Raw genomic sequence first — 26,073 nt, 5'->3', positions numbered from 1 at the left:
CGATCGTGAAACCTCCGGGCACCCGTCCGGGGCCGGAGGCACACCTGTGCTGATTTCCGCAGGTCATAGCTGGGCTCCCGGGCGGGAGCGACCCGGGCAGAGAGTGCCACAGCGAACGCCTTTACAAGATCAACCAGCCCGGTGCTTGCCGCGAGACAATCAGTTATCCCGGGCAACTATTTGGGGGATGGAACCGGCCGCTCGGCTGAGCAAGATCAGCCGGGCCGTCCCCGCAGCAGGGGGCGGGTGAACCGGCCACCCATGGCGTCCCCGGTCACCACCCCCGCCAGCATCAGCACGACGAGGGCAGTGACCAGCACCGGCGGCCAGCCGCCCACCCACGGCATCGCGACCACCAGGACCAGCAGCCAGAACACCCGGTGCCACGGGACCGTGCCGACGATCCGGTAGGTGAACAGGGTGCGCCCGAGCAGAAAGAGCGCGGGCCCGCCGAGGATCAGCGCGATCCACCGCCTCGGCGTGTCGCCGGTGGGCCGCTCGACGACCAGGTCGAACGCGGCGGCGGTGCAGACCACGCCGGCCAGCATGACGAGGTGGGTGTACGGCGCCAGCCGGGTCGCCCGCCGCAGCACCCGCGGGGCGGAGGTCCGCACGATGGCGCCGGCCCCCAGGACGTAGACCTGCCAGAGCAGCAGCATGGTGGCGAAGGCCGCCAGGAAGGCGGCCGACCGGGCCACGGTGAACTCGGCGGTGCTGATCTCCAGGGTCGGCACCAGGATGACGTCGCCGAGCGCCAGGATGACGAACTGCTGGTAGCGCTCGCCCAGGTGCTCGGTCGTCTTCTCGTACTGCCCGAACGGCACCCGGCCGAGACCGGGCGTCGGGTAGCGCGCCGCGGCCGACACGTAGTCGATCGTCACCGCGACGACCCACAGCGTCCACGGCCACCCGTCCGGCAGCAGCGCCCCGCCGATCCAGAAGACGCCGGAGACGAGGAACCAGAAGAGGAAGCGGGCGGCCCGCTGCTCGGCCAGGTGCCGGTGCTGGTGCAGCACCGTCACCAGCACCACCCCCCGCACCAGGTGCGGGATCACGTAGCCGATCGCGAAGACCAGCGCGTGCGAGTCGACGGCCAGCGCCGCCGCCGTCACCACGGCACCGAGCATGGTCACCATCAGGATGGCCTGGATCGGCCGCTGGTCCGGGTCGTAGAAGTCGGTGGTGGTCGAGGTGATCGACCAGGTCCACCACACCGCCATCAGCATGATCACGACCGGCGCGAGGCCGTTCCACGAGCCCCGTTCCGCGATCAGCATCGAGACCAGCGCCAGCGCGGCCACGAAGACGACGTCGAAGAGCAGCTCAAGCAGGGTGGCCCGGGTCGACCCGTTCGGCCGGCGCACCAGCTCGCCGCTGCCTCCGGTCGTCATGCCCGGCCTCCCGCCGCCCGTCGACGACAGGTCGCGGGCGACGCTGCGTCCCCGAGGATTATCGGCCGCGCCGGGGCGGCCCGTCCCCGGATCGGCGTTCCTGTGCCGCCCACGATGTAACGGGCAGCCGGGTCGCTCGCGCCTGTAGGAAGGTGAAGTCAAGCCTTGGCGAACGGCACTCCCGTGCCTGACCTTTCCGCGATCGCCCGCGAGCGGGCAGCGCTGGCGATGATCGCCGACGGAATCGTCGCGGCGTCGGTCGACAAGGGCCTACGGATCGAGGTGGCCTGCCCCCCGTCCCGCCTCGCCGTGGCCGACCACCTGGCGCAGGCCCTGCATGCCCGGGGCCGCGTCTGCCGCTGCCGGCCGGCCGGATCGAACCCGGGAGAGGCCGGCGCTCCGGACCGGGGACAGCACGATTCGGGCGTCATGGTGATCACGGGTGGGCTCGCCACCGGGACCGATCGTGACGTCCTCCGCGTGGGCGTCCGGGTCACCGCGGCCGCCCCCGCCCAGGAGCACCGCCTGACCGGGTCCGCGACGGAGACCGAGCCGGACATCGTCCTCGACTACCAGGATCCGGACGGGCCGATGATCCGCTACCTGGCGCCCCACCTGCGAACCAGGACGCCGAGCCCGGTCTCCCGTCCGGGCTCGCCGAGCTAGCGCTACCTCAGGAACTCCAGGAGCTGCTCGGTGGTCTGCTCGGGGGCCTCTTCCGGGATGAAGTGGCCGACCGGGACGGGCCCGCCCCGCACGTCATCCGCCCATTCCCGCCATATTGCGATCGGGTCGTCGTAGAGCTTCGCGACCTGACCCCGTTGACTCCACAGAAACAGCACGGGACACCTGATCCTCCGCTCTCCCCGGTCCGCCTCGTCCTGCTGGTAGTCCACCGTCGCGGCCGCGCGGAACTCCTCGCAGATCGCGTGGACCGTGGCGGGGTCGCTGAACTGCTTGACGTACGCGGCGCGCACCTCGGCCGGGAACGCATCCTTCACCTCGGGCCAGGTGTCGAGCATGAAGTCGACGAGCACGGCGGGCGCCGCGTCGATGAACCGCTCCGGCACCGGCGCCGGCGCCGCCAGGAAGGACCAGACCCAGTAGGAAAGGCTGAACGCCCGGTCGGCACGGTGGTAGACGTCGCCGATCGGCACGACGTCCATGACGGCCAGCCGAGTGACGACGTCCGGTTCATCGAGGGCGAGACGGTAGGCGCACCGGGCCCCGCGATCGTGGCCGACGAGCCGGAACTGCTCATGGCCCAGACTCCGCATGACCTCGATCTGGTCGCGGGCGATGGCTCGCATGCTGTACGGCTCGTGGTCGGCGCTGCTCGGCGGCTTGGCGCTGTCGCCCCAGCCCCGCAGGTCGGTGGCGACCACCGTGTAGTCCTCGGCGAGCCGCGGCGCCACGCGATGCCACATGAGGTGCGTCTCGGGAATGCCGTGCAGGAGCAGCACCGGAGGGCCACTTCCGCCGCGCCGTCCGTGGATCGTCGCACCGGACGTGGGGATGTCGAATTCCTCGAACCCGTCGAACACAGCCGGACCCCCCGCGCAGCTTCCAGGGCGACGCTAGCAGCCCGGGAAGCCGGCGCTCCTACTTCCAGCGGTATTGATCTAAGGCCGAGGCGTAGACCAGCGTCGACCGCACCGCCGGCACCACCGACCCGGAGTACCGGGCGACCAGATCGAGGTGGTGCCGGACACCTGCACCACGCCACCCGGGCGGCCCGGTCAGAGAGCCGAACCGCCCCATCTGGCGTACCTCTGTCGAGGGCCCGGCGGTCCGACCACCCGGTCGGGCCGCCGGGCCCGCTTCTGTCGGGGGCACCGACGGGCTCCTTAACCGAAACTAAAGGTTCCTTTAGCGAAGCCGCTGGATCCGACGCCTTACCGTCGGGCGGTCATATCCACGTGGGGTACGGGGCCCTAGGAGGACATCCAGTGGTCAGACGCAATGCCGCACGACTCGTCGTCGCTCTCGTAGGAGTGATCGCCCTGCTCGCCGGGGGGCAGACCGGCGCCTTCGCCGCGCCGACGAACGACGACTACTCCGCCGCCACCGCGGTGGAGACCCTTCCCTTCACCACCACCGTCGACACCACCGGCGCCACGACGGGCCCGACCGACCCGACCACCTGCTCGAACAACGGCTCGGTCTGGTTCAGCTACACGCCGCCCACGAGCATGCGGATTCAGGCCGACACGTTCGGCAGCGACTACGACACGGTGCTCTCGGCCTGGTCGGGTGGGCCGGGCTCGTACACCTCGCTGGGCTGCAACGACGACACCCGCGGGTTGCAGTCGCAGGTCACCTTCACGGCCACCGCCGGTACGACCTACCACTTCATGGTCGCGCTCTGCTGCGGCAACGGCCGCACCGGTGGCGGCTCGCTGCGCTTCTCCGTCGCCGAGATCCAGCCGGCGGTCAACGACGACGTCGCCGACGCGCTCCCCGTCGGCACGCTGCCCTACTCGAACATCCAGGATCTCAGCTCGGCCACCAGCGAGGCCGGCGAGCCGACCTCCTGCTTCAGTTCCGCCCGCACGGTCTGGTACTCGTACACGCCGACGGTCACCGGTTCCGTCACGGCCAACAGCCACTTTGATTACCTCGGTCTCGCCGTGTACACCGGCTCCTCACCAGGTGACCTGACCCAGGTGGCCTGCCGCTCCCTCTTCCAGAACACCCAGCTGACGTTCCGGGCCGAGGCCGGCACCACCTACCTGTTCCAGCTCGGGGCGGACAGCGCCGAGCAGACCACCTTCCAGTTGGACGTCGCGCAGAATCCGACGGCCGTGTTCTACTCCCACCCGGAGGACCCCAGCTCCTTCGACACCATGATCTTTAGTCCCTACGTGACCGAGCCGGGCGGGGTAGGCATCGCCTCGTACACCTGGGACTTCGGTGACGGTGCGACGTCGACCAGCGTGTCCCCCAAGCACCGGTACGCCGCCGACGGTGACTACACCGTCCGACTGACCCTCCGGACGCACGACGGCCGTACCGGGTCGGTCACCAACGTGGTCACCGTACGTACCCACGACGTGTCCATCGTGCGGCTGAACGTGCCGGCGACGGCGAAGGCCGGGCAGAGCATCACCATCAACGTCAATGTCCAGAACACCAGGTACGAGGAGGACGTCCTGGTCAACCTGGAAAAGAGCAGTCCATCGGGTTACCTGTCGGTCGGATCGCTGACCCAGCGGGTCGCGGTCAAGGCCACCGGCCAAACCACCCGCTTCTCCTTCGACTACACCGTCACGGCGGAGGACCAGGCCACCGGAAAGATCACCTTCAGGGCGCAGGCCAACATCGTCGGACACCGGGACGCGCTCCCGGCCGACAACGAGCTGCTCTCGACCCCGGTCAAGGTCAGCTGAGCCACTCGACGTCCCCCGGGCCGACTGCCCGGGGGACGTCGAGTGGCTCATCCCGGGGCCGGCTCGGGGCTTCGTGGGTGGGAGCACAGGCACCCACGGGCCAGGTCCTGAGTCAAAGCACCAGGGTCATCCGTGCAACCGATCCAACTCCGCACCGCGTCCGCTACATCGCCCCGGACGGCAAAGAGAAGTCGCAGTCGTTCCCCGACAAGACTCAGGGGGCATGCCGGTTCTACTTCCAGCGGAAGTGGACGAAGAGGCGGCCGAAGTTCTTCGAGTCCTTCTCGACCCGGTGGTAGAGCTGCTTGACGTCCTTCTGGTCGAGGAACCGCAGCACCTTCTTCTTGAGCTGGCCGGAGCCCTTGCCGGGGATGATCTCCACCATGCTGGCCTTCTTCGCAACCGCCTCGTTCATGATGTCCCGCAGGGCGCGGTCGATCTCGTAGCCCCGGTTGTAGATGTCGTGGAGATCGAGCTTGAGCTTCACCAGCCCATCGTAGGTACGCAGAAGGGCAGCCCGGCAGGGCTGCCCTTCGTCGTCAACCGTCAGCGACCGCCGACCTTGCCCTCCACGCGGCGCAGCGCCGCGGTGTAGTCGGCGTTCGTCGAGTACATGGCCGCCGCGATGCGCAGGTGCCGCAGCGCGTCGACGGGGCGGTTCATCCGCTCCAGCGTCCGGCCCAGCACGTGGTGCGCGTAGTGGTCGCTCGGGTCCCGGTCGACCAGCTCGCGCAGCTGCTCCTCGGCCCGGTTGAGCTGGGCCGACTGGAAGTACGCCCGGGCCAGCAGCTGCCGTACCGAGGAGTTGCCGGGCTCGGCCTCGACGATCGGCTCGAGCAGCCGGGCCGCTCCGGTCGGGTCACCCGCTTCGAAGAACATGGTCGCCCGCCGGTACTCCGCCAGAAGATCCACTGACCCACCTCCTCGTGTCGCGCCAGCCCTTTCTCCGACGCTGGCACAACACCAGCCGTACCGCGAGTGTTCCTTCGGGGGTGATCGGGCTCAGGAGGTCGGGTCGTACCGGTCGCCGACCAGCTCCCAGGCCCGGACACCGCCGACGATTCCGGCCGTGTTCGGGACGACCACGACGTCGTCGCCCATGCGGGCCAGTTGTTCCGGCCGGATCAGCCGCGAGTTGCCGCCGCCCAGGTAGAGCCGGTCCCAGCGGAAGACCGGCCGCAGGCCGTCCACCACCTGGCGGATCCGCCGGGACCAGAACGCGTCGCCCAGCCGCCGCCGTTCCGGCTCCCCGACGTACGTGTCGTAGGTGGTGTTCCAGCGCACCGGGGCGTGCGACAGCTCCAGGTGCGGAGCCAGCACCCCGCCGTCGAAGAGCGCGCTGCCCAGCCCGGTGCCGAGGGTCAGCACCAGCTCGCAGCCGGTCCCGGCGACGACGCCCGCGCCGTGCACCTCGGCGTCGTTGAGCACCAGCGCCGGGATGCCGAACGCCTCGGCCAGGGCGCTGCGTACGTCGTAGCCGGACCACTCGGCGACCAGGTCGGGGTCGACCCGGCTGCGCGGGCCGGAGCGGGTCACGTAGTGGGGGGTGGCCACCACGACGCCGTGCCGGATCATGCCGGGCATCCCGACGGTGAGCCGGTCCGCCGCGGGCAGCCGGCCGCCGAGGTCCAGCAGCGTCTTGACGAACAGGGTCGGCGGCAGCGGGTACGGCGTGGGGACCCGCAGCGGTCGGGCCCGCATCGTCCCCGCCGCGTCCAGCACGGAGGCCTTGATCCCGCCGCCCCCGCAGTCGATCGCCAGAGTGGTCACCACGGCTGTGAGTCTCCCTCACGTCGATCACGCCCCGGGCCCGGGTCATCCGATTCGCCGCGGGTGGCCGCGCCGGTAGGCTCGATCTCCTCATGAGCGCCACGTTGATCGCCAAGGACCTCACCGCCGGGCACGGCGACCGCCTCCTCTTCGCCGACCTCGACCTCGTGGTCGCCCCGGGCGACGTGGTCGGGCTGGTCGGGGTGAACGGCGCCGGCAAGTCCACCCTGCTGCGCACCCTCGCCGGGCTCCAGCCGCTGGAGCAGGGGTCGGTGGCGTTGAACCCGCCCACCGCCACCGTCGGCTACCTGCCACAGGAGCCGGAGCGCCGGCCGGGCGAGACGGTCCGCGGCTTCCTGGCCCGGCGCACCGGGGTGACCGCGGCGCAGGCCGCGCTGGACGCCGCCACCGAGGCGCTGACCGCCGGGGCGCCGGGCGCGGACGACGCGTACGCCACGGCGCTGGAGCGCTGGCTCGACCTGGGCGGGGCGGACCTGGACGAGCGGGCCGAGCAGGTCGCCGCCGAGCTGGGGCTCCGCGTCGACCTGGACCACCCGATGACCGGCCTCTCCGGCGGTCAGGCGGCCCGGGCCGGGTTGGCCTCGCTGCTGCTCAGCCGCTACGACGTCTTCCTGCTCGACGAGCCCACCAACGATCTGGACCTGGCCGGCCTGGACCGGCTGGAACGCTTCGTCACCGGGCTGCGCGCCGGCACTGTGCTGGTCAGCCACGACCGTGAGTTCCTCACCCGGACGGTCACCCGGGTGGTGGAGCTGGACCTGCACCAGGGGCAGGTCAACCACTTCGGCGGCGGCTACGCGGCCTACCTGGAGGAGCGCGAGGTGGGCCGCCGGCACGCCCGCGAGGAATACGAGGAGTACGCCGGCGCCCGGGCCCAGCTGGAGGCGCGGGCCCGGACGCAGCGGGCCTGGATGGAGAAGGGCGTGAAGAACGCCCGCCGGAAGGCCACCGACAACGACAAGATCGGCCGCAAGTTCCGCTCCGAGTCCTCCGAGAAGCAGGCCGCCAAGGCCCGGCAGACCGAGCGGTTGATCGAGCGGCTGGAGGTGGTCGAGGAGCCGCGCAAGGAGTGGGAGCTGCGGATGGAGATCGCCGCCGCCCCCCGCGCCGGCGCCGTCGTGGCCGCGCTCCGGGGCGCCGTCGTACGCCGGGGCGACTTCACCCTCGGCCCGGTGGACCTCCAGATCGACTGGGCCGACCGGGTGGCCATCACCGGGGCGAACGGCTCCGGCAAGAGCACCCTGCTGGCCGCGCTGCTCGGCCGACTGCCGCTGGACGAGGGGCACGCCGCGCTCGGCCCGGGCGTGGTGGTGGGCGAGGTGGACCAGGCCCGGGGACTGTTCCTCGGCGACCAGCCCCTGCTGGACGCGTTCGGCGCCGCCGTACCCGGGCTGAACCCGGCGGACGTGCGGACGCTGCTGGCCAAGTTCGGCCTCCGGGCCGACCACGTGCTGCGGCCGGCGGCCACGCTCTCCCCCGGCGAGCGCACCCGGGCCGCGCTGGCCCTGCTCCAGGGGCGCGGCGTGAACCTGCTGGTGCTCGACGAGCCGACCAACCACCTGGACCTGCCGGCGATCGAGCAGCTCGAATCAGCCCTGGCCGGCTACCCGGGGACCCTGCTGCTGGTGACCCACGACCGGCGGATGCTGGACGCGGTGAGCGTGAACCGACGGCTGCGGGTGGCGGACGGACGGATCGCCGAGGATTGATCCGTGCCGACCCGGTCGCGCGGGGTGAGAATGACCCCATGCTCAAGTGGGAGTACGCGCTGCTGGTCCGCCGCCGCCAGGCCGCCACCACCGACATCGGGTGGGAGGTCGTCTTCATCTGGTACGGCCCGGACGGCTCCATGATCGACATCACGCCGTACGGCGACACCGCGCTGGCCCACCTGAACCGGGCCGGTGACCAGGGCTGGGAACTGGTCGCGATGAGCGAGGACCCGTCGCTGCCCGGCAACAACGAGCTGCACCGCTATCACCTCAAACGGCCGAAGGCGGCCGCTCCGCAGCCCCGCCAGCGGATGCGCGGCTCCCGCGCCGCCCGCCGCACCATCGCCGGCTGACCCCGGCGCCGGCCCGCCGAGCCCGGTTCGGACACGGGCTCGGACTCGCCAGGTGAGGCATATCGGGCGGGGATGCGGGTATCGCGCCGCCCGGAGGTGGGCGCATGGTCGCGATCGGGCAATCCGCACTCTCAGGCGAGCGGCTGCGGGAGGTCGACGGCTTCCTCGCCGAGGCGTGGGCCGATCAGGCCCGGCACGACGAGCGGCTGCGCGGGCTGACCGTGGAGGTGCGCTTCGACCGGGGCGTCGCCCACCTCGACGGCGCGGTCGGCGACCCGGCCGAGCTGCGGCTGGTGCGGGACCTGGTGGGCCGGCTCGCCGGGGTGCTCGGCGTCTGGTGCCGGGTGGGCGTCGCCGGCCGGGCACCGGTGGTGGTGGACCTGGGCTGCGGAGCGACCAAGCAGTGGCCGGGCAACCTGGGACTGGACATCTACCCGGCGCCCGGGGTCGACGCGGTGGCGGACCTGTCCGGCTCGCTGCCGCTGGCCGACGACTCGGTGGACGTGTTCTTCGCGGTGCACATCCTGGAGCACCTGATCGACTTCCTGCCGCTGCTGGACGAGTGCCACCGGGTGCTGCGCCCGGGGGGCGTGCTGCACGTGATGAGCCCCTGGTGGCGGCACGTGAACGCGGTGGCCGACCCGACCCACGTGCGCCTGCTGGACGTGCAGACCTTCAAGGGCATCTGCGGCCAGCGCCCGCCCGGCTCCCCGCGCTGGTACCCGCTGCACGTGGGCTGCGACGGCGCCTCCATCTTCGCCGACCTCACCCCCCTCCCGCCTGACGCCCCACCCCCACCCAGGTCCCACCTGGCCCGCTTCTTCGACTGACCCGCCCCGGCCCCACCGTCCGGCACCGGCCCTGCCGTCGATCATGAGATTGGCGGCACTTCAGGAGATCAACTTCGCCGTCAACCCCATGATCAACGAGGCGAGGGCGGGGTGAGGCGGCGGGCAGGCCCGGGGGGGGGTGGGTCAGGGGGCCGATTCGCGGAGGGCCAGGCGGTGGGGGGCCACCAGTTCCCGGGGTGGGGTTTCCGGGTCGGCGGTGAGGCGGTTGGCCAGGAGTTCGACCGCCAGGCGGGCGATGCGTTCCTTGTCGGGGGCGACCGTGCTCAGGGTGGGGATGGAGAAGCGGCCGTCCTCGATGTCGTCGAAGCCGGCCACCGCGACGTCGTCGGGCACCCGCAGGCCGGCCTCGTGCAGGGCGCGCAGCGCACCGAGGGCCAGGGTGTCGTTGAAGCAGAAGACGGCGTCGGGGCGTACCCCGGTGGAGAGCAGGTGCCGCATGGCGGCCGCGCCGTCGGCGCGGTGCCAGGCCGGCGCGGGCGCCACCAGCCGCTCGTCGTAGGCGATGCCGGCGTCGGCCAGCGCGGCGGTGTAGCCGGCCAGGCGGAGCCGGGCGCTGGCCCCCTCGGGGGTGCGCTGCGAGCCGATCGCGGCGATCCGGCGGCGGCCCAGCCCGACCAGGTGGGCGGTGATCTCGCGGGCGGCGGCCACGTTGTCGACCACCACGTGGTCGGCGGGGCCGTGGTCGACCCGCTCGCCGAGCAGCACCATGGGCATGCCGTCGAGGCCGGCGAGGTCGTCGGCGGTGAGCGCGAGCGGGCTGAAGATCAGCCCGTCGATCATGTGGTCGCCGATCCCGCTGGCGGCCTTGCGTTCCTGCTCCGGGCCACCGCCGGTCTGGTCGATGAGCACCGTCCAGCCGTGCTCGGCGGCCGCGGTGACCACGTGCCGGGCCAGCTCGGCGAAGTAGGGGATGTCCAGCTCGGGCACGGCCAGGGCGATCACCCCGGTGCGCCCCTTGCGCAGATTGCGGGCCGAGAGGTTGGGCCGGTAGTTGAGCTCGGCGATGGCGGCCTCGACGCGGGCCCGGGTGTCCGCGCGGACGTGCTGGTAGCCGTTGACCACGTTGGAGACGGTCTTCACCGACACGCCGGCCCGTTCCGCGACGTCCTTGAGCCTGTGTCGCACTGAGCTTCCTCCCGGGGGCGACTGCTGGGCGCACTCTACCGCGTCACGACGACGTAACGACCCCTTTACATCGTTGCTTACAACGTTGTAGAAACCAAGGACGGGAGTGACCGAGGTCACCCGGTACAGCACCGAGGAAAGGTGGCACCGTGCCTCACGCGCAGCTGACGATCGACCCGACCTTCACCATCGGCGCGGCCGACCGTCGCCTCTTCGGCTCCTTCGTCGAGCATATGGGGCGCTGCGTCTACGGCGGGGTCTACGAGCCCGGGCACCCGGACGCCGACCCGCGCGGCTTCCGGCGCGACGTGTTGGAGCTGACCCGCGAGCTGGGCGTCTCGGTGGTCCGCTACCCGGGCGGCAACTTCGTCTCCGGCTACCGCTGGGAGGACGGCGTCGGCCCGGTCGGCGACCGCCCGCGCCGGCTCGACCTGGCCTGGAAGACCATCGAGACCAACGCGTTCGGGCTGGACGAGTTCATGACCTGGGCGGCCGAGGCCGGCGTCGAGCCGATGATGGCGGTCAACCTCGGCACCCGCGGCGTGCAGGAGGCCTGCGACCTGCTGGAGTACGCCAACCACCCGGGCGGCACCCAGCTGTCCGACCTGCGCCGCAAGCACGGCGCCGAGGACCCGTACGGGGTGCGGCTCTGGTGCCTCGGCAACGAACTGGACGGGCCGTGGCAGGTCGGCCACAAGACCGCCGACGAGTACGGCCGGCTCGCCGCCGAGACGGCCCGCGCCATGAAGATGATCGACCCCTCGATCAGCCTGGTCGCCTGCGGCAGCTCCAACCGGGGGATGCCGACCTTCGCCTCCTGGGAGGCGACCGTGCTGGAGCACACCTACGAGCACGTCGACTACATCTCGGCCCACACCTACTACGACCCGTCCGACGGCGACCGGGCCAGCATCCTGGCCTCGGCCGTGGACATGGACAACTTCATCCGCGAGGTGGTCGCCACCGCCGACCACGTGGCCGCCAAGCAGCGGCAGAAGCGCCGGCTGAAGATCTCCTTCGACGAGTGGAACGTCTGGTACCAGTCCCGCCTCCAGGCCGACCTGGACCGGCGCGGCTGGGTCGAGGCGCCGGCCCTGATCGAGGACGACTACAACGCCGTCGACGCGGTGGTGGTCGGCGACCTCCTGATCACCCTGCTCCGGCACGCCGACCGGGTCGGGGTGGCCTGCCAGGCGCAGCTCGCCAACGTGATCGCCCCCATTCGGACCCGGACCGGCGGGCCGGCCTGGCGGCAGAGCATCTTCCACCCGTTCGCCCTGACCGCCCGGCACGCGCGCGGCACCGTGCTGCGCACCGAGCCGGTCGGCCCGACGTACGAGACGAAGCGGTACGGCGAGGTGCCGGTGCTGGACACCGTCGCCGTGCACGACGAGGAGACCGGCGGGCTGGCCGTGTTCGCGGTCAACCGGGGCCCGAACGAACTCCCGCTCGACCTGGACCTGCGCGGGCTGCCGGGCCTGCGCGCCGTCGAACACACCACCCTCGCGGCCGGGGTCGACCCGGCCGCCACGAACACCGAGGCGGAGCCCACCCGGGTGACGCCCCGGCAGCTCACCACCCCCACCCCCGACGGCGGCCGGTGCTCCGTGGCGCTGCCCGCCTGCTCCTGGAACCTGCTGCGCTTCGCGCCTCAGCCGTGACCAGGCAATACTGCATCCCGTCCCCCAAGGAGTACGCATGATCCAGAACGAGATGAGCCGGCGGCGGCTGCTGGGCCTCGGCCTCGGGCTCGGCGCGGCGGCCACGCTGACGCTGGCCGGCTGCGGCGGTGGCAGCAGCTCCGACAAGTCCACCGCGGCCGGCAACGGCGGCAAGGACTACACCGGCCCGAAGGTCGACCTGAAGCTGTGGAACGGCTTCACCGGCGGCGACGGCGACATCTTCAAGAAGCTGGTCGAGCAGTTCAACAGCGAGCACCAGAACATCGCGGTCAGCGTGATCACCTACGAGTGGCAGGACTACTACAGCAAGCTGCCCGGCGCGGTAACCAGCGGCAACGGCCCGGACATCGCGGTCATGCACATGGACCAGCTCGCCACCTTCGCCGCCCGCGGCGTGATCAACGAACTGGACGACGTGGCCAAAGCCCTGGAGCTGAGCGAGGGCGACTTCGCGCCGACGGTGTGGAAGGGCGGCCTCTACCACGACAAGCGGTACGGCATCCCGCTGGACATGCACCCGCTCGGCCTCTACTACAACAAGGGGGTCATGCAGAAGGCCGGGCTGGACCCGAACAAGCCGCCGACGACGAAGGACGAGTACACCGCGGCGCTGACCGAGCTGAAGAAGTCGGGCATCCAGGGCTTCTGGGTCAGCCCGTTCCAGTTCACCGGCGGCATGACCTTCTACAGCCTGCTGCACCAGTGGGGCGGGACGCTCTTCGACGCCGAGGTGGCGAAGGCGACCTTCAACTCGGACCCGGCCGTCGAGGCGTGCACCTGGCTGGTCGACATGATCAAGCAGGGCTTCTCCCCCGCCAACGTCGGCCAGGACGCCGACTACCTGGCGCTCAAGAGCGGCAAGAACGCCTTCAACTGGAACGGCATCTGGCAGATCAATGACCTGAAGAAGAGCCCCTCGGTGCAGTGGGGCGTCGCCCCGCTGCCGCAGATCGGCAGCCAGAAGGCGGCCTGGGCGAACTCGCACAACTTCACCATCGTCAAGCAGCGCGCCGCGAACGAGAACAAGGTCTCCGGGTCGAAGGTCTTCATCAACTGGCTGAGCCAGCACTCGCTGGACTGGGCCAAGGGCGGTCAGATCCCGGCCCGCAAGGCGGTCCGCGAGGGCGCCGAGTTCAAGGCCCTGCCGGAGATCAGCGCGCTCGCTCCGGAGCTGGAGTACGCCGCCTTCCCGCCGGCCGCGCCCGGTCTCGGCGAGGTGATGACCACCTTCTACAACTCCTTCAACGAGGCGGCGCTGGGCAAGAAGTCGCCGAAGCAGGCGCTCGACGACGGGGTGACCAAGGCCAACAAGCAGCTCGAGGACAACCGCAAGAAGTACGGGAGCTGATCCGCCGTGGCGGACGTGATCGAGGTCGGGGCGGCGCGTGATGACGCGCCGCCCCCGGCGGGCCACCCCCGCCGCCGGGGCGTGACGGAACGGGGGCACCGGGCGACGCCCTACCTCTTCCTCGCGCCGTACCTGGTTCTCTTCCTGGTCTTCGGGCTGGCGCCGATCCTGTTCGGGGTCTGGATCAGCCTGCACCAGTGGGACCTCCAGCTGCCGAACCGGCCGTTCATCGGGCTGGAGAACTACCGGGACCTGTTCTCCAGCGACTCGGCCGACTACGCGGACTGGTGGTCCAGCGTCCGGGCGACGGCGATCTTCACCGTGCTGTCGGTGCCGCTGCTCGTGGTGGTCCCGCTGGGCCTGGCCCTGCTGCTGAACGAGAAGTTCCCCGGCCGGACGTTCTTCCGGGCCGCCTTCTTCGCCCCGTACGTGCTCGGCGTCGCGGTGATCGGCCTGCTCTGGCGCTTCCTGCTGGACGCGAACCTCGGCATGGTGAACCGCCTGCTCGGCGCGGTCGGGCTGCCCGCGGACACCCCCTGGGTGACCGACGTGCCGTGGGCCTGGGTCTCCCTGGTCGGCGTCACGGTCTGGTGGACCTGCGGCTTCAACGCGGTGATCTACCTGGCCGGCCTCCAGGACATCCCGGCCGAGCTGTACGAGGCGGCGCGGGTCGACGGCGCGAGCGCGTGGGACCGGTTCCGCCACGTCACCCTCCCCGGGCTGCGCCCGGTGCTGCTCTTCGTGCTCACCACGACGATCCTCGCCTCGGCGAACGTCTTCGGGCAGTCCTTCCTGATCACGCAGGGTGCGCCGGGCGAGCAGACCCGGACGGTGGTCTGGCGGATCGTCGACGAGGGGCTGCGCAACTACGACGTCGGTCAGGCGTCCGCGATGAGCGTGCTCTTCGCGCTGATGCTGGCGGTGGTCAGCATCGTCAACTTCCGGCTGTTCCGCTACCGGGAAGACTGAGGGGACGACCATGACGAACGTGCGTCGGGCCGTGCGCTACGCCGCGCTGGTCCTGATCACCGCGGTGTTCGTGACCCCGCTGGTCTGGATGACCCTGACCTCGCTGAAGACGTACGACGACGCGCAGCAGGACCCGCCGAGCTGGCTGCCGGACCCGTTCTCCACCTACGGCTACGACCAGATCGTCAACAACACCGCCAACCCGGTGCTGCGCTGGTTCGTCAACAGTATGCTCGCCGCGAGCCTGCACACGCTGCTGGTGCTGGTCACCGCGTCGATGGCCGGGTACGCGCTGGCCCGGCTGCGGTTCCGCGGCCGGAAGCTGAGCTTCGCGCTGATCGTGGGGACGCTGTTCCTGCCGCCCACCTCGCTGATCATCCCGAACTTCATCATCGCCGATCGGCTGAGCTGGCTCGACACCCTGACGGTGGTGGTCGTGCCCGGCGCGGCGAGCGCGTTCGGCGTCTTCTTCCTGCGCCAGTTCTTCCTCTCCATCCCGGCCGAACTGGAGGAGGCGGCGGTGCTCGACGGGGCGAACCACTGGCAGGTCTTCACCCGCGTGCTGCTGCCGTTGTCGAAGCCGGCGCTGGCCACCCTGGCGGTGCTGTCGTTCCTGGCCAACTGGAACGACTTCCTGTGGCCGGTCTACGTGCTGTTCAGCCCGGAACGGCTGACCCTGCCGGCCGGCCTGGGTCTGCTCCAGGGCGCCTACGTCACCGACTATCCGGTGATCATGGCGGGGGCGGTGCTGGCCAGCCTGCCGGTGCTGATCCTCTTCGTGCTCGCCCAGCGGCACATCATCCAGGGCGTGTCGCGCAGCGGCCTGAAGGGATGATCGACCGGCGGACCCGGCGACGCGGCGCGGCGGTCCTGACCGCCGCGCTGCTCGTCGCCGGTTGCGGCAGCGGAGAAACCCCATCGAGTACGCCGGAGGACGCGCGCGTGTTCACCAACCCGGTCGTCCGCAGCGACGCCCCCGACCCGCAGGCGATCCGGGTCGGCGAGACCTGGTACCTCTTCCACACCAACTCGGGCGGCCGGAACGTCCCGGTGCTCACCTCGCCCGACCTGGTCGACTGGACCCCGGCCGGTGACGCGCTGCCGGACCTGCCGGCCTGGGCCGACGCCGGGAAGACCTGGGCGCCCGAGGCGATCCAACTCGCCCCGGACCGGTTCGTCCTCTACTACACGGTGGCCGACCGGGCCTCCGGCCGGCAGTGCGTGGGCCGGGCGGTGGCGGCCACCCCGCTCGGGCCGTACCGGGACGACGCGGCCGGGCCGCTGGTCTGCCAGGCGGAGCTGGGCGGCTCGATCGACGCCAGCCCGTACCGGGACGCGGACGGGAGCCTCTGGCTGCTCTGGAAGAACGACGGCAACGCGATCGGGGTGGACACCTGGCTCTGGTCGCAGCGCCTCTCGCCGGACGGCCTGCGGCTGGTCGGCACGCCGGCGAAGCTGCTCAAGCAGACCGAGCCCTGGGAGGGCGCGCTGGTCGAGGGGCCGTTCTTCCACCGGCACGACGGGAAGCTGCTGCTCTTCTTCGCCGCCAACGCCTACGACAAGGACAGCTACGCCGAGGGCTACGCGGTCTGCGAGAGCCCGACCGGGCCGTGCGTGAAGGCCGCCGAGAACCCGATCCTGAAGTCGAACGCGGTCGCCTCCGGCCCCGGCCACGCGTCGATGGTGGAGCGGGACGGCCGCACCTGGCTGCTCTACCACGCCTGGCCGCCCGGCCAGGAGGGCAGCACGGACCCGGGCCGCCAGGTGTGGCTCGACGAGGTGGTCTGGACCGACGGCCGGCCCGTGGTCAAGGGTCCGACGGCGGAGCCCCAGCCGCGCCCCTGATCAGCGCAGGGCGGGCGACGGCTCGTCGGCCGCCTCGTCGCGGCGGGCCAGGCGGTTCTTCCGGTGGCCGTAGCCGAAGTAGATGAGCACGCCGAGCAGCATCCAGGCGAGGAACCGGATCCAGGTCTCCACCGACAGGTTCAGCATCAGGTAGAGGCAGGCCAGCGCGGACACGATCGGCAGCACCGGCGAGAACGGCACCTTGAACGGCCGCTCCAGCTCCGGGCGCCGCCGGCGCAGGATCGGCACCGCGATCGAGACCAGCACGAACGCGCAGAGCGCGCCGATGCTGACCAGGTCGGCCAGCGCGGAGAGCGGCAGGAAGCCGGCGAGCAGGGCCACGCCGACCGTCATGATCGCCGAGATCCGGTACGGGGTGCCCCAGCGCGGGTGCACCTTGGCGATCGACGGCGGGATGAGCCCGTCCCGGCCGATGGCGAAGCCGATCCGGCCCATGGCCACCAGGTCGACCAGGATCACGCTGGTCAGGCCGGCGACGGCGGCGATGGAGACCAGGACGGCGGCCCAGCCGGCGCCGACCGCCTCGAAGGCCGAGGCGATGGGAGCGCCCTCGTCGATGTCGGTGTAGCGCACCATGCCGACCAGGACCAGCGAGACGCCGATGTACAGCACCGTCGAGATGCCCAGCGTGCCGAGCAGGCCCAGCGGCAGGTCGCGGCGGGGCTTGCGGGTCTCCTCGCCGAGGTTCGCCACGGCCTCGAAGCCGGTGTACGCGAAGAACACCACCGCGGCGGCGGTCAGCACCCCGGCGAAGCCGAAGACGGACGGCTCCAGCCCGAAGAGGGCCTGGGTGACCGGCTGCCGGATGCCGTCCTCGCCGCCCCCGGCCGGCTCGGTGGTCGGGATGAACGGGCTGAGGTTGGCGGCCTTCACGAAGAACAGCCCGGCGACCACGATGAAGACGCAGATGGCGACCTTGACCAGGACCAGCAGGTTGGTCACCCGGGCGGACTCGCGGATGCCGACGATGCCGACCACGCCGAGGATCAGCACGATGGCGATCGCGCCGAGGTTGACCACGCTGCCCTCCTCGGCGAACCAGGCGCTGGGCAGGTCGAAGAGTTCGGCGAGGTAGCCGGACCAGCCGCGGGCCACCACCGCCGAGCCCAGCGCGAACTCCAGCAGCAGGTCCCAGCCGATGATCCAGGCGACGATCTCGCCCATCGTCGCGTACGCGTAGGTGTAGGCGCTGCCGGCGGTCGGCACGCTGGACGCCAGTTCGGCGTAGCAGAGCGCGGCGAGCAGGGCGACCACGCCGGCGACGGCGAACGAGACCACCACGCCGGGACCGGCGTGGTTCTTCGCCTCGATGCCGGTCAGCGTGAAGATGCCCGTGCCGATCACGATGCCGATCCCGAAGCCCATCAGGTCGATCGCGCCGAGGCGGCGACGCAGCCCGGGCCGGCCGTCCTCGCCGTCCGCCTCACCCTGGGCGAGCACGTCCCGGATCGGTTTCGTCCGCAGGACGGACATGATCACCTCCCACCGTGCGACCACCACGGTGGCGGTCGGTGACCGGCCAAGCTACCCAGGGCCTTCACCCGCTAATCCGATACGGGAGGTGTCGGACAGGTCACGAATCGGGCTGTGGTCCGACTCACCCTCGGACGTTCGGCCCCACCTGCACATCGATCCGTCCGCAGGTCTTGCGCCGTGTCCGGATTGATGAAAGTTTTCTACCGGCGACAGTTACAGTGCGGCGAATCTTGCCGGATGCGCCGCGCGTCCGCCGCCACCGCCCCCGTGAGCCCCAACGAAGGGACCGCACCGCATGAAGGCAACTCGGCTCAGAGCCGCCGGGCTGGCCGTGGCGCTGCTCGGCACGCTCGTCGCCGGCACCCCCGCGAGCGCCGCGGAGAGCGACACGGCGACCGATTCCACCGCGACCACCTGCGTCACCGACCCGGCCGTCGCGAAGCGGCAGTTCCGCGCCATGTGGATCGCCTCGGTGACGAACATCGACTGGCCCACCAAGGCGTCCTGGACGGCGCCCGACCAGGTCGCCAAGCAGAAGGCCGAATATCTGGCCTGGCTCGACCTGGCCCAGAAGCTCAACCACAACGCCGTCGTGGTCCAGGTCCGCCCGACCGCGGACGCCTTCTGGCCCTCGGAGGTCGAGCCCTGGTCGGAGTACCTGACCGGCGTCCGCGGCCAGGACCCGGGCTGGGACCCGCTGGCCTTCCTCGTCGAGGAGTCGCACAAGCGGAACCTGGAGTTCCACGCCTGGATGAACCCGTACCGGGTCTCCATGCCGGCCCCCGGCGGCGCGGGCGCCGACATCGCGAAGCTCGCCCCGAACCACCCGGTGCGCCAGCACCCGGACTGGGTGTTCGCCTACCCGCCGGCCGGGGTCGCCGGCAGCCGGCTCTACTACAACCCCGGCATTCCCGAGGTCCGCGAGTTCGTGCAGACCGCGATGATGGACGCGGTCAAGAAGTACGACGTCGACGGCGTGCACTTCGACGACTACTTCTACCCGTACCCGAGCGGCACGTACCAGTACCCGGACGACGCCACCTTCGCCCAGTACAACCGGGGCTTCACGAACAAGGCCGACTGGCGGCGGGACAACATCGACCTGCTGATCCAGGAGATGAACGCCAAGATCAAGTCGGTCAAGCCCTGGGTGAAGTTCGGCGTCAGCCCGTTCGGCATCTGGCGCAACAAGTCGGCCGACCCGAACGGCTCGGACACCACCGGCTCGCAGTCGTACGACATCATCTCCGCCGACACCCGCAAGTGGGTCAAGGAGGAGTGGATCGACTACATCGTGCCGCAGCTCTACTGGTACATCGGCCAGTACCCGGCCGCCGACTACGCCCGGCTCGTGCCGTGGTGGGCGGAGACCGTGCGGGGCACCAATGTCCAGCTCTACATCGGGCAGGCCGACTACAAGAGCGGTGACCCGGTGTACGGCTCGTTCTGGATGAACCCGCAGGAGCTGTCCAACCACCTGACGCTCAACCGGTCGTACCCGGAGGTGCTCGGCAACGTGCACTTCTCCGCGGTGCAGGTGCGGGCGAACCGGCTCGGCGCCACCGACATCTACGCAACCGAGCACTACTCCCGCCCGGCGCTGGTGCCGACCATGTCGCAACTGCCGGCCGAGCCGCTGCTCGCCCCGGTGGTCACCCGCGCCGAGCGGCAGGACGACGGAGTTCGCCTGAGCTGGCGGCAGCCGGCCGACGGCCAGGGCCCGTTCGGCGCGGCCACCTCGTACGCGATCTACCGGTTCGACGGCGTCGGCCTGGCCGACCGCTGCGACTTCGCCGACGCGTCCCACCTGATCGCCACCGTCCGCGGCACGGACGGCGCCGTGCAGTCCTGGGTGGACACCACGGCGACGGACGGCGCGCACACCTACTACGTGACCGCGCTGGACCGGGTCTGGAACGAGGGCCCGGTCAGCCCGCCGCGCTTCGTGCGCTGATCCGACCGGTGACGCCCGGGGCCCGCTCGCGGGTCCCGGGCGTCGCCGTGCTCAGCCGGCCTTGCGCAGCCGCACCTCCAGCCCGATCAGCCCGTCCCGGTCCACCTCGGCCGCACCGAAGGCGCTCTCCGCGGCGAGCCGGGCGAACGCGTCGGCGGTGACCGCCCGCCGGCGCAGCATCCGCAGCGCCGAGCGGGTCCAGAAGGCGTCCAGCCCGCCCAGCCCCATCCGGGCCACCTCGCGCTCGATGTCCGCCGGCGAGGCGTCGGCCCGCAGGTCGTGGATCACCGCCCGGCCGCCCGGCCGGAGCACCCGGTGCAGCTCGTCCAGCGCCCGGACCGGGCGGACGAAGTTCTTGAACGCGGCCTGGCAGACCGCCAGGTCGAACGAGTCCGCCGGGAAGGGCAGCTCGTGCACGTCGCCCTGGCGGAAGGTCACCTCGACCCCGGCGCGCCGGGCCGCCTCCCCCGCCAGCTCCACGAACGTCCGGCTGACGTCCAGCCCGGTGATCCGGTACGCCCCCAGCCGGGCCAGCTCGATCGCCAGGTAGCCCGGGCCGGGCGCCACCTCCAGCACCGCCGCCCCGGGGGGCAGCCCCTCGGCCAGCCGGGCGGCCTGCCGCCGGTACTCGGCCAGCTGGGCGGCGGAGCCGCGGTTGCGGGCGTACCAGCGAGCGGTTCTTCCCTCCATCTCGGGCAGCAGCTTGCGCTTGGGCGCGCGCAGGTCCTTCGTGCTCATCTCTTCCTCCGGTCTCCGGTCGTGCGGGCACGAACCGACCCGGGGACGGGAGCCCGGTTATCGTTGCGGTTGCCACCTTGCGGCCGGGTTGCCGTTCCCGCGGTCTCGGTTCGCAGGTCAGGGCCCCGGTGGTGGTGTTCCCGCACCCCCGCCGGGGTCCACTCTCAGTGCGGCTCGGCCCCCCTCTCCGCCAGGTCCGCCGGGTCTCCGTGCGGCTCGGCCCCCCTGTCCGCCAAGTCCGCCAGGTCCGCCCACTCCGGCGGCACCGCGCCGGTCTCGTGCCAGGCCCGCCACTCGGCCAGCCCGGGCAGCGCGCCGGTGGTCATCTCGTTGAGCAGGCCGCGTACCCAGGTCGCCTCGGCCTCCCGGACCGCCAGGTCGTACTCGGCCTCGATGAGGAAGATGCGGGGCACGTCGCGGGCATGCCCGGCCAGCGCCGCCCGCTGCGCGGCAAGCTGGTCATCCAGCCGGTCGAGGCGCTGTCGCAGCAGGTCGATCGCCTCGTCGGGCCCGAGGACGCCGAGCACCGACAGGCCGGCCTCGAACCGGGGCTGCTCCCGCTCCGGGACGCCGACCAGCTCCCGGGTCCAGTCGACGAGCTCCGCGCGCCCGGCCTCGGTGATCCGGTAGACGGTGCGCTCCGGGCGCCGCCCCTGCCGGCCGCTCTCGACCGCCGCCAGCAGGCCGTGCCGCTCCAGGTTCGCCACCACCGTGTAGAGCGAGCCCCACTTGATCGGCATGTCCTGGTCCTTGCCGCGCTCGCGGAGCACGGCGGCGATCTCGTAGGGATGGCGGGGCCGCTCGACCAGCGCCGCGAGGACGGCGAGGGCGAGCAGGTTGCCCACCCGGCGTCGCTTCGCCATCGCCGCCTCCTCGTGTCCGATTACTCGTACACGAGTATATGGCCGGCGGGCGCGGGCGCAAGGCATTCGTCTGTTTCGACGCATGTCACCAACACGTCGTCCGGAGCATCGCCTCCGGTTCCCCCGTTGATCGAAAATCATCGACATCTGACCCACACCCCCGGGGAGGTACCGATGTCCCGACGACTCACCACCCTGCTCGCCGCCGGCACGATCGCCCTGCTCACCGCCGTCGGCGTGGCCACCCCCGCCGCCGCCGCGGTGAGCACCGAACAGAAGCTCGCCGTGCTCTCCAGCTGGACCCAGACCAGCGCCACCAGCTACAACGCCTGGAACGCCGGCCGGCTGAACAAGTCCGCCTGGACCGAGTACGCCTTCGACTGGTCGACCGACTACTGCTCGTCCAGCCCGGACAACCCGCTCGGGTTCAACTTCAGCCTCTCCTGCTACCGGCACGACTTCGGCTACCGCAACTACAAGGCGATGGGCCGGTTCTCGGCCAACAAGTCCCGACTGGACAGCGCCTTCTACGAGGACCTGAAGCGGGTCTGCGCCACCTACAACGTCGTGGTGCGGCCCGCCTGCTACAGCCTGGCCTGGACCTACTACCAGGCGGTCAGCGTCTTCGGCTCGGTAGCCGCCGTCCAGCAGGCCGACCTGGACCGCGCCGCCCGTATGAAGGCCGACGCCGAACGCGCCGCCGCCCGCCGCTGACCCCTGCCCACCGTCGTCCACCAAGAGGTTTGCGTCACCGGAACTCCGGATCGCGACGCAAACCTCTTGGTCAACTCGCCGTGGAGCGGCGCGGGGCGGGAGCCGTGAAGCGGGGTGAGGTGGGGGTGGCCAGGTCGGGGTGATCCAGGTTCAGGGCGAGGGCGGCGGCATCCTCCAGGCGGAGGACGGCGCCGGTGGCGTAGGCGGCGTCGAACGCGGAGTCGCCGAGGGAGCGCCGCAGCTCCGCCTGACGGGCCAGCCAGTAGGGGCCGTAGATGCCCGGGGTGGCGCGCAGGCTGGCCCGGGTGGCCTGGGCCGCGCCGAAGAGCCGGGCCGCCGTCACCGGCTCCCCGCCCAGCGCACAGCGCACCGCGATCGCGTTCAACGTGTCGCAGGCCCGCCCCAGGTAGCCGTGGCTCATCCGGGAGCGGAGCGCCACCAGCAGGTGCTCGTGCGCGGCGACCAGGTCACCCCGGGCCAGCGCCACCAGGCCGAGCAGCATGTCCACCGAGCGGCGGCCCCGCTCCACCGGGCGGGCCGCCTCCACCGGGCGGGCCGCGCCGAGCACCTCGGCCGCCTCGTCCAGCGCGCCCCGCCGCCAGAGCAGCTCGCCGAGGTTGTAGACGGCGAGCAGTGCGTCGGAGACCACGTCCTGGTCGTACGCCCAGTCGATCACCTCCCGGCAGACCCGCTCCGCCTCGACGAACTGTCCCATGTCGACCAGCGGCGCAGCCCGGCCCGCCAGCACCCGGGCGAGCAGCCCCAGGTCGCCGGCCTGCCGGGCGGCCGCCTCGGCCCGCTGCGAGTAGCGCAGCTCCTCGGCGAACTCGCCGTCCGCCCCGGCGTGCAGCGAGTGCATGTGGTACGCCGCCGCCAGCTCCGCCTCCGGGATCGGCTCCCCGGTCTCGGCGATCCGCCCGTAGAGCCGGAACAGCCAGAGCCGCCCCTCCCGGGCCAGCCCCCGCTCCCGCCACCACTGGTCCAGCCCGCCGGCCAGCCGCAGACCCGAGCGGGCGCTGCCGCCGGTGGCGCACCAGCGCAGCGCGGCCCGCAACTCCCCGGCGAGCGGGTCCAGCGCGTACAGGGAGAGGGTGACCGGGCGGCCGTCCGGGCCCAGGTGGGCGCGCTCCAGGGCGTGCCGGGACCACGCGACGTGCCGGTCCCGGGCGGTCCGCTCCTCGCCGGCCTCGAGCAGCCGGCGGGCCGCGTACGCCCGGATCGGGTCCAGCATCCGGTAGGTGCTGCCCGAGGCGTGCGGCTCGGCCAGCACCATCGACTTGTCCACCAGCACCGACAGCGGGTCGAGCGGGTCGTCGTCGAGCAGCCACTGCACGGTCGACAGGTCCACCGGACCGGCGAAGACGGCCAGCCAGCGCAACAGCCGCGCCGAACGCGCCCCCAGCGTCCGGTACGACCAGGTGACCGTGGCCTGCATGGTCAGGTGCCGCTCGTTCGCCGAGCGCTGCCCCGCCCGGCTGGCCGGGGTGGCCGGAGCGGCGCCGGTCGCGGCGGCCACGAGGTCGACGGTGTCCTGCTGGTTGCCGGTCCAGCCGGCCTCCACCACGACCGGCTCCAGCTCCTCCCGCCCGGCGTCCAGGGTGCCCAGCATGTCGTCGAGGCGCTCGGCGAGCTGCCCGGCCGCGAGCACCCGCAGCCGCGCGGCGGCCAGCTCGATGGCGAGCGGCAGCCCGTCCAGCCGGCGGACCACCCGGCGCAGGTCGGCCTGCTCGGCGGGCTCCGGCGCCCGGCCGCCCCGCGCCGCCATGGTGCGGTCCAGCAGCAGGGCCACCGCGTCGCTCGCCCCGCCGTCCGGGCCCGGGTCCACCGACAGCGGCGGGATCCGCCACACCACCTCGCCGGGCACCCCGAACGACTCGCGGCTGGTGGCCAGCACCCGCACACCCCGGCCACCGGCCAGCAGCCGGGCGATCACCTCGGCCGAGGCGGCCGGCTGGGCGTCGCAGGTGTCCAGCACGACCAGCATCCGCCGGGCCGCCGCGTACTCGACCAGGGTGTCCATCATGGGGCGTCCCGGCTCCGGGCGGAGCCCGAGCACGGCGGCGATCTCGAACGCGACCAGCCCCGGATCGGTCACCGCGGCGACGTCGACGAACCACACCCCGTCCGGGTACGCCTCGACCACCCCGGAGGCCAGCTCCACCGCCAGCCGGGTCTTGCCGGCCCCGCCCGCGCCCAGCACGGTCACCAGCCGGTACGTCTCGACCAGCCGCCGCAGCTCGGCCCGCTCGGCCTCCCGGCCGACGAACGAGGTGACCTGGGTGGGCAGGTTGTGCGCCACCGCGTCGGCGGTACGCGGCCGCGGGAAGCTCCGCTCCAGCCCGGGCGCGACGAGCTGGAACAGCCGCTCCCGGTCGTCGAAGCCGCGCAGCCGGTGCAGCCCGAGGTCCAACAGGGACGCTCCGTCGGGCAGCGGGTCGGCGTGCCGGGCGGTCGCGGCCGAGCAGAGCACCTGTCCACCGTGGGCGGCGGCGGCCACCCGGGCGGCCCGGTGCACCTCGGGGCTGGCGTACTCGCCGTCGCGGGGTTCGGCGTAGCCGGTGTGCAGCCCCATCCGGACCCGGGGCGCGGCCTCCGGGGCGGGCCAGTCGTGGCCGGCCAGCGCGCGTTGCGCGGTCAGGCAGGCGTGCACCGCCGTGGCCGCGTCCGGGAAGGCGAGGAAGAACGAGTCGCCCTCGGTGAGCAGCTCGGCCCCGTCGGTGCCGGCCAGCGTGTGGCGCAGCAGCCGGCGGTGTTCCCGCAGCACCGGGCGGTAACCCGGACCGAGCAGCTGGGCCAGTCGCGTGGAGCCCTCGATGTCGGTGAAGACGAAGGTCACCCATCCGCTTGGGAGGTGGATCCGTGGCGACATGCGTGGAACCTCCGCCCCGTGACGTCGGCTTCATGCTGCCCTATGGTCACGCGGTCACGCATCGTGAGAACGGCCGGGCAGATTCCGACCCAAGGTGCCGAAGGATCACACGGGCGGCAAGCCGGATCGACCGGCGGGCCGAGGGCCGGCGGGCCGCTCAGCAGCCGCAGGCGCCGCCGCAGCAGCCGCCGGCCGGGGCGGACGCCCCGCCGACCGGGCCGGACCCGCCCCGCCCGGTGACCGCGACGGTGGAGAGCAGCTTCACCGTGTCGGCGTGTCCCTGCGGGCAGGAGGCCGGCTGGCCGGCCTCGGACATCGGGCGGTTGACCTCGAAGGTGTCGCCGCAGGCGCGGCAGCGGAAGTCGTAGCGGGGCATGACATCAGCGTACGGCCGGACCTGACGCCTCGGCAGTCATGGGTGATACTCGACGGGTGGTGGACGGCGAGCAGCGATCGACGGTTCGACCCCTGCGACCGGCCGCGCCGCCCGACGGCGGCGCCCCCGTCCCCCGGCCCCGCCGCAACGCCGCACCCGACCCGACCACCGGGCCGAAGACCGAACGGGCCGACTCGAAGGCGGAGCCGGCTGACTCGAAGCTAAAGCCGGCCGATCCGAAGCCGGGCGCCCCGGAGGCGGTGCCGGCCGACCCGAAGGCCGAGGCCGCCTCGGAAGCCGGCCGGCGGCGGCGGGTGCCGTTCGCGCACGCGATCCGGATGCCGCCCCGGCGGCTGGCCGCCGGCGCGGCCCGGGCCACCCGCGCCTGGTCGCGCCGTCCCAGCGGGCGCACCACGCTGCCCGGCCTCTTCCTGCTCGCCCTGGTCGCGGCCACCGCCGCGGCCGGCGCGCTGCTGGTGCCCGCGGCGGTCCGCAAGCCGCAGCCGGTGGATGGCTCTCGACCGACGCGTACTGGGCGCTGGGGCGCGACCGGGACACGGTGGGGCGCGCCTTCGCCGGGTCGATCGGCTTCGGCGTCTACCGTCC

At 72.1% G+C, this 26,073-nt stretch carries 23 protein-coding genes and 2 pseudogenes; 14 read left to right on the top strand and 11 right to left on the bottom strand.

Annotated elements, in window-relative coordinates; translation table 11 throughout:
• Window positions 1-215 precede the first annotated feature (215 nt).
• The gene (locus ABZV78_RS12245; RefSeq protein WP_355637931.1) at window positions 216-1,391 is read right to left on the bottom strand and encodes a low temperature requirement protein A; all 1,176 of its coding nucleotides are present in this window, start codon (window positions 1,389-1,391) and stop codon (window positions 216-218) included.
• Between the two features lie 183 nt (window positions 1,392-1,574).
• Between ABZV78_RS12245 and ABZV78_RS12240 the strand changes: the two genes are divergently transcribed.
• The gene (locus tag ABZV78_RS12240; protein WP_355637929.1) at window positions 1,575-2,057 is read left to right on the top strand and encodes a hypothetical protein; all 483 of its coding nucleotides are present in this window, start codon (window positions 1,575-1,577) and stop codon (window positions 2,055-2,057) included.
• A 2-nt stretch (window positions 2,058-2,059) separates the two neighbouring features.
• Here the strand turns inward: ABZV78_RS12240 and ABZV78_RS12235 are convergent, their stop codons facing one another.
• Complete coding sequence (locus tag ABZV78_RS12235) at window positions 2,060-2,854, bottom strand: alpha/beta hydrolase (protein ID WP_355637927.1); 795 nt, start codon at window positions 2,852-2,854, stop codon at window positions 2,060-2,062.
• A gap of 486 nt (window positions 2,855-3,340) precedes the next feature.
• Between ABZV78_RS12235 and ABZV78_RS12230 the strand changes: the two genes are divergently transcribed.
• A complete protein-coding gene (locus ABZV78_RS12230) occupies window positions 3,341-4,780 on the top strand; it encodes a PKD domain-containing protein (RefSeq protein ID WP_355637925.1) in 1,440 nt (479 codons plus the stop codon).
• Between the two features lie 232 nt (window positions 4,781-5,012).
• Here ABZV78_RS12230 and ABZV78_RS12225 read toward each other — a convergent pair whose 3' ends face one another.
• From ABZV78_RS12225 to ABZV78_RS12215, 3 genes are all read right to left on the bottom strand, one after another.
• Window positions 5,013-5,267: a Smr/MutS family protein gene (locus ABZV78_RS12225; RefSeq protein ID WP_212831464.1), complete on the bottom strand. Its 255-nt coding sequence runs from the start codon at window positions 5,265-5,267 to the stop codon at window positions 5,013-5,015.
• 59 nt (window positions 5,268-5,326) lie between these two features.
• Window positions 5,327-5,692 (bottom strand): tetratricopeptide repeat protein, encoded by a 366-nt coding sequence (locus ABZV78_RS12220; RefSeq protein WP_313724336.1) that lies wholly within the window; start codon window positions 5,690-5,692, stop codon window positions 5,327-5,329.
• A 90-nt stretch (window positions 5,693-5,782) separates the two neighbouring features.
• Window positions 5,783-6,553 (bottom strand): ROK family protein, encoded by a 771-nt coding sequence (locus tag ABZV78_RS12215; protein ID WP_355637923.1) that lies wholly within the window; start codon window positions 6,551-6,553, stop codon window positions 5,783-5,785.
• Between the two features lie 89 nt (window positions 6,554-6,642).
• On the opposite strand from ABZV78_RS12215, the gene ABZV78_RS12210 reads away from it, so the two are divergent.
• The 3 genes from ABZV78_RS12210 to ABZV78_RS12200 all read left to right on the top strand — a co-directional run bounded on the left by ABZV78_RS12210 (window position 6,643) and on the right by ABZV78_RS12200 (window position 9,466).
• The gene (locus ABZV78_RS12210) at window positions 6,643-8,280 is read left to right on the top strand and encodes an ABC-F family ATP-binding cassette domain-containing protein (protein ID WP_355637921.1); all 1,638 of its coding nucleotides are present in this window, start codon (window positions 6,643-6,645) and stop codon (window positions 8,278-8,280) included.
• A 38-nt stretch (window positions 8,281-8,318) separates the two neighbouring features.
• Window positions 8,319-8,636 (top strand): hypothetical protein, encoded by a 318-nt coding sequence (locus tag ABZV78_RS12205; RefSeq protein WP_355637919.1) that lies wholly within the window; start codon window positions 8,319-8,321, stop codon window positions 8,634-8,636.
• Window positions 8,637-8,740: 104 nt separating this feature from the next.
• Window positions 8,741-9,466, top strand: coding sequence for a methyltransferase domain-containing protein (locus tag ABZV78_RS12200; RefSeq protein WP_355637917.1), 726 nt, complete (start codon window positions 8,741-8,743; stop codon window positions 9,464-9,466).
• A gap of 144 nt (window positions 9,467-9,610) precedes the next feature.
• Here ABZV78_RS12200 and ABZV78_RS12195 read toward each other — a convergent pair whose 3' ends face one another.
• The gene (locus ABZV78_RS12195) at window positions 9,611-10,612 is read right to left on the bottom strand and encodes a LacI family DNA-binding transcriptional regulator (protein WP_355637915.1); all 1,002 of its coding nucleotides are present in this window, start codon (window positions 10,610-10,612) and stop codon (window positions 9,611-9,613) included.
• A gap of 149 nt (window positions 10,613-10,761) precedes the next feature.
• On the opposite strand from ABZV78_RS12195, the gene ABZV78_RS12190 reads away from it, so the two are divergent.
• From ABZV78_RS12190 to ABZV78_RS12170, 5 genes are all read left to right on the top strand, one after another.
• Entirely contained in the window at window positions 10,762-12,273 is a 1,512-nt protein-coding gene (locus ABZV78_RS12190; protein ID WP_355637913.1) for an alpha-N-arabinofuranosidase, read from the top strand.
• A gap of 37 nt (window positions 12,274-12,310) precedes the next feature.
• Window positions 12,311-13,642 carry an ABC transporter substrate-binding protein gene (locus tag ABZV78_RS12185; RefSeq protein WP_355637911.1) on the top strand — a complete coding sequence of 444 codons (1,332 nt, stop codon included), beginning with the start codon at window positions 12,311-12,313 and terminating at the stop codon, window positions 13,640-13,642.
• Between the two features lie 6 nt (window positions 13,643-13,648).
• A complete protein-coding gene (locus tag ABZV78_RS12180; protein ID WP_355637909.1) occupies window positions 13,649-14,611 on the top strand; it encodes a sugar ABC transporter permease in 963 nt (320 codons plus the stop codon).
• A 10-nt stretch (window positions 14,612-14,621) separates the two neighbouring features.
• Window positions 14,622-15,446, top strand: a complete 825-nt coding sequence (locus ABZV78_RS12175; protein ID WP_355637907.1) for a carbohydrate ABC transporter permease — start codon at window positions 14,622-14,624, stop codon at window positions 15,444-15,446.
• A 107-nt stretch (window positions 15,447-15,553) separates the two neighbouring features.
• Entirely contained in the window at window positions 15,554-16,456 is a 903-nt protein-coding gene (locus ABZV78_RS12170; RefSeq protein WP_355637905.1) for a glycoside hydrolase family 43 protein, read from the top strand.
• Here the strand turns inward: ABZV78_RS12170 and ABZV78_RS12165 are convergent, their stop codons facing one another.
• On the bottom strand, window positions 16,457-17,950 hold the full coding sequence (locus ABZV78_RS12165) for an amino acid permease (protein ID WP_355637904.1): 1,494 nt from the start codon (window positions 17,948-17,950) through the stop codon (window positions 16,457-16,459).
• A gap of 298 nt (window positions 17,951-18,248) precedes the next feature.
• Here ABZV78_RS12165 and ABZV78_RS12160 point away from each other — a divergent pair, with 298 nt between their 5' ends.
• Window positions 18,249-19,907, top strand: a complete 1,659-nt coding sequence (locus tag ABZV78_RS12160) for a family 10 glycosylhydrolase (RefSeq protein ID WP_355637902.1) — start codon at window positions 18,249-18,251, stop codon at window positions 19,905-19,907.
• Between the two features lie 51 nt (window positions 19,908-19,958).
• Here ABZV78_RS12160 and ABZV78_RS12155 read toward each other — a convergent pair whose 3' ends face one another.
• Both ABZV78_RS12155 and ABZV78_RS12150 read right to left on the bottom strand, forming a co-directional pair.
• Window positions 19,959-20,645, bottom strand: a complete 687-nt coding sequence (locus ABZV78_RS12155; protein ID WP_355637900.1) for a class I SAM-dependent methyltransferase — start codon at window positions 20,643-20,645, stop codon at window positions 19,959-19,961.
• 164 nt (window positions 20,646-20,809) lie between these two features.
• Window positions 20,810-21,508: a PadR family transcriptional regulator gene (locus tag ABZV78_RS12150; RefSeq protein WP_355637898.1), complete on the bottom strand. Its 699-nt coding sequence runs from the start codon at window positions 21,506-21,508 to the stop codon at window positions 20,810-20,812.
• Between the two features lie 174 nt (window positions 21,509-21,682).
• Here ABZV78_RS12150 and ABZV78_RS12145 point away from each other — a divergent pair, with 174 nt between their 5' ends.
• Complete coding sequence (locus tag ABZV78_RS12145) at window positions 21,683-22,222, top strand: phospholipase (RefSeq protein ID WP_355637896.1); 540 nt, start codon at window positions 21,683-21,685, stop codon at window positions 22,220-22,222.
• Between the two features lie 70 nt (window positions 22,223-22,292).
• Here ABZV78_RS12145 and ABZV78_RS12140 read toward each other — a convergent pair whose 3' ends face one another.
• Both ABZV78_RS12140 and ABZV78_RS12135 read right to left on the bottom strand, forming a co-directional pair.
• Window positions 22,293-25,091, bottom strand: coding sequence for an adenylate/guanylate cyclase domain-containing protein (locus ABZV78_RS12140; protein ID WP_355637894.1), 2,799 nt, complete (start codon window positions 25,089-25,091; stop codon window positions 22,293-22,295).
• Window positions 25,092-25,248: 157 nt separating this feature from the next.
• A complete protein-coding gene (locus ABZV78_RS12135) occupies window positions 25,249-25,467 on the bottom strand; it encodes a zinc ribbon domain-containing protein (protein WP_355637892.1) in 219 nt (72 codons plus the stop codon).
• 38 nt (window positions 25,468-25,505) lie between these two features.
• Here ABZV78_RS12135 and ABZV78_RS12130 point away from each other — a divergent pair.
• Both ABZV78_RS12130 and ABZV78_RS12125 read left to right on the top strand, forming a co-directional pair.
• Window positions 25,506-25,961, top strand: a pseudogene (locus ABZV78_RS12130) (murein transglycosylase); the annotation flags it as partial.
• Window positions 25,962-25,978: 17 nt separating this feature from the next.
• A pseudogene (locus ABZV78_RS12125) lies at window positions 25,979-26,073 on the top strand (GNAT family N-acetyltransferase); the annotation flags it as partial.

It is taken from the genome of Micromonospora sp. NPDC004540, assembly GCF_040610095.1.
GTDB lineage: Bacteria > Actinomycetota > Actinomycetes > Mycobacteriales > Micromonosporaceae > Micromonospora.
This window is presented reverse-complemented; position numbering and strand designations above follow the sequence as displayed.

What these genes read in the sequence shown, in the direction of transcription:
- ABZV78_RS12245 (WP_355637931.1), bottom strand. Translation starts at nt 1,391, where the DNA reads ATGACGACCGGAGGCAGCGGCGAGCTGGTGCGCCGGCCGAACGGGTCG.
- ABZV78_RS12210 (WP_355637921.1), top strand. Translation starts at nt 6,643, where the DNA reads ATGAGCGCCACGTTGATCGCCAAGGACCTCACCGCCGGGCACGGCGAC.
- ABZV78_RS12205 (WP_355637919.1), top strand. Translation starts at nt 8,319, where the DNA reads ATGCTCAAGTGGGAGTACGCGCTGCTGGTCCGCCGCCGCCAGGCCGCC.
- ABZV78_RS12200 (WP_355637917.1), top strand. Translation starts at nt 8,741, where the DNA reads ATGGTCGCGATCGGGCAATCCGCACTCTCAGGCGAGCGGCTGCGGGAG.
- ABZV78_RS12185 (WP_355637911.1), top strand. Translation starts at nt 12,311, where the DNA reads ATGATCCAGAACGAGATGAGCCGGCGGCGGCTGCTGGGCCTCGGCCTC.
- ABZV78_RS12175 (WP_355637907.1), top strand. Translation starts at nt 14,622, where the DNA reads ATGACGAACGTGCGTCGGGCCGTGCGCTACGCCGCGCTGGTCCTGATC.
- ABZV78_RS12165 (WP_355637904.1), bottom strand. Translation starts at nt 17,950, where the DNA reads ATGTCCGTCCTGCGGACGAAACCGATCCGGGACGTGCTCGCCCAGGGT.
- ABZV78_RS12160 (WP_355637902.1), top strand. Translation starts at nt 18,249, where the DNA reads ATGAAGGCAACTCGGCTCAGAGCCGCCGGGCTGGCCGTGGCGCTGCTC.
- ABZV78_RS12155 (WP_355637900.1), bottom strand. Translation starts at nt 20,645, where the DNA reads ATGAGCACGAAGGACCTGCGCGCGCCCAAGCGCAAGCTGCTGCCCGAG.
- ABZV78_RS12150 (WP_355637898.1), bottom strand. Translation starts at nt 21,508, where the DNA reads ATGGCGAAGCGACGCCGGGTGGGCAACCTGCTCGCCCTCGCCGTCCTC.
- ABZV78_RS12145 (WP_355637896.1), top strand. Translation starts at nt 21,683, where the DNA reads ATGTCCCGACGACTCACCACCCTGCTCGCCGCCGGCACGATCGCCCTG.
- ABZV78_RS12140 (WP_355637894.1), bottom strand. Translation starts at nt 25,091, where the DNA reads ATGTCGCCACGGATCCACCTCCCAAGCGGATGGGTGACCTTCGTCTTC.
- ABZV78_RS12135 (WP_355637892.1), bottom strand. Translation starts at nt 25,467, where the DNA reads ATGCCCCGCTACGACTTCCGCTGCCGCGCCTGCGGCGACACCTTCGAG.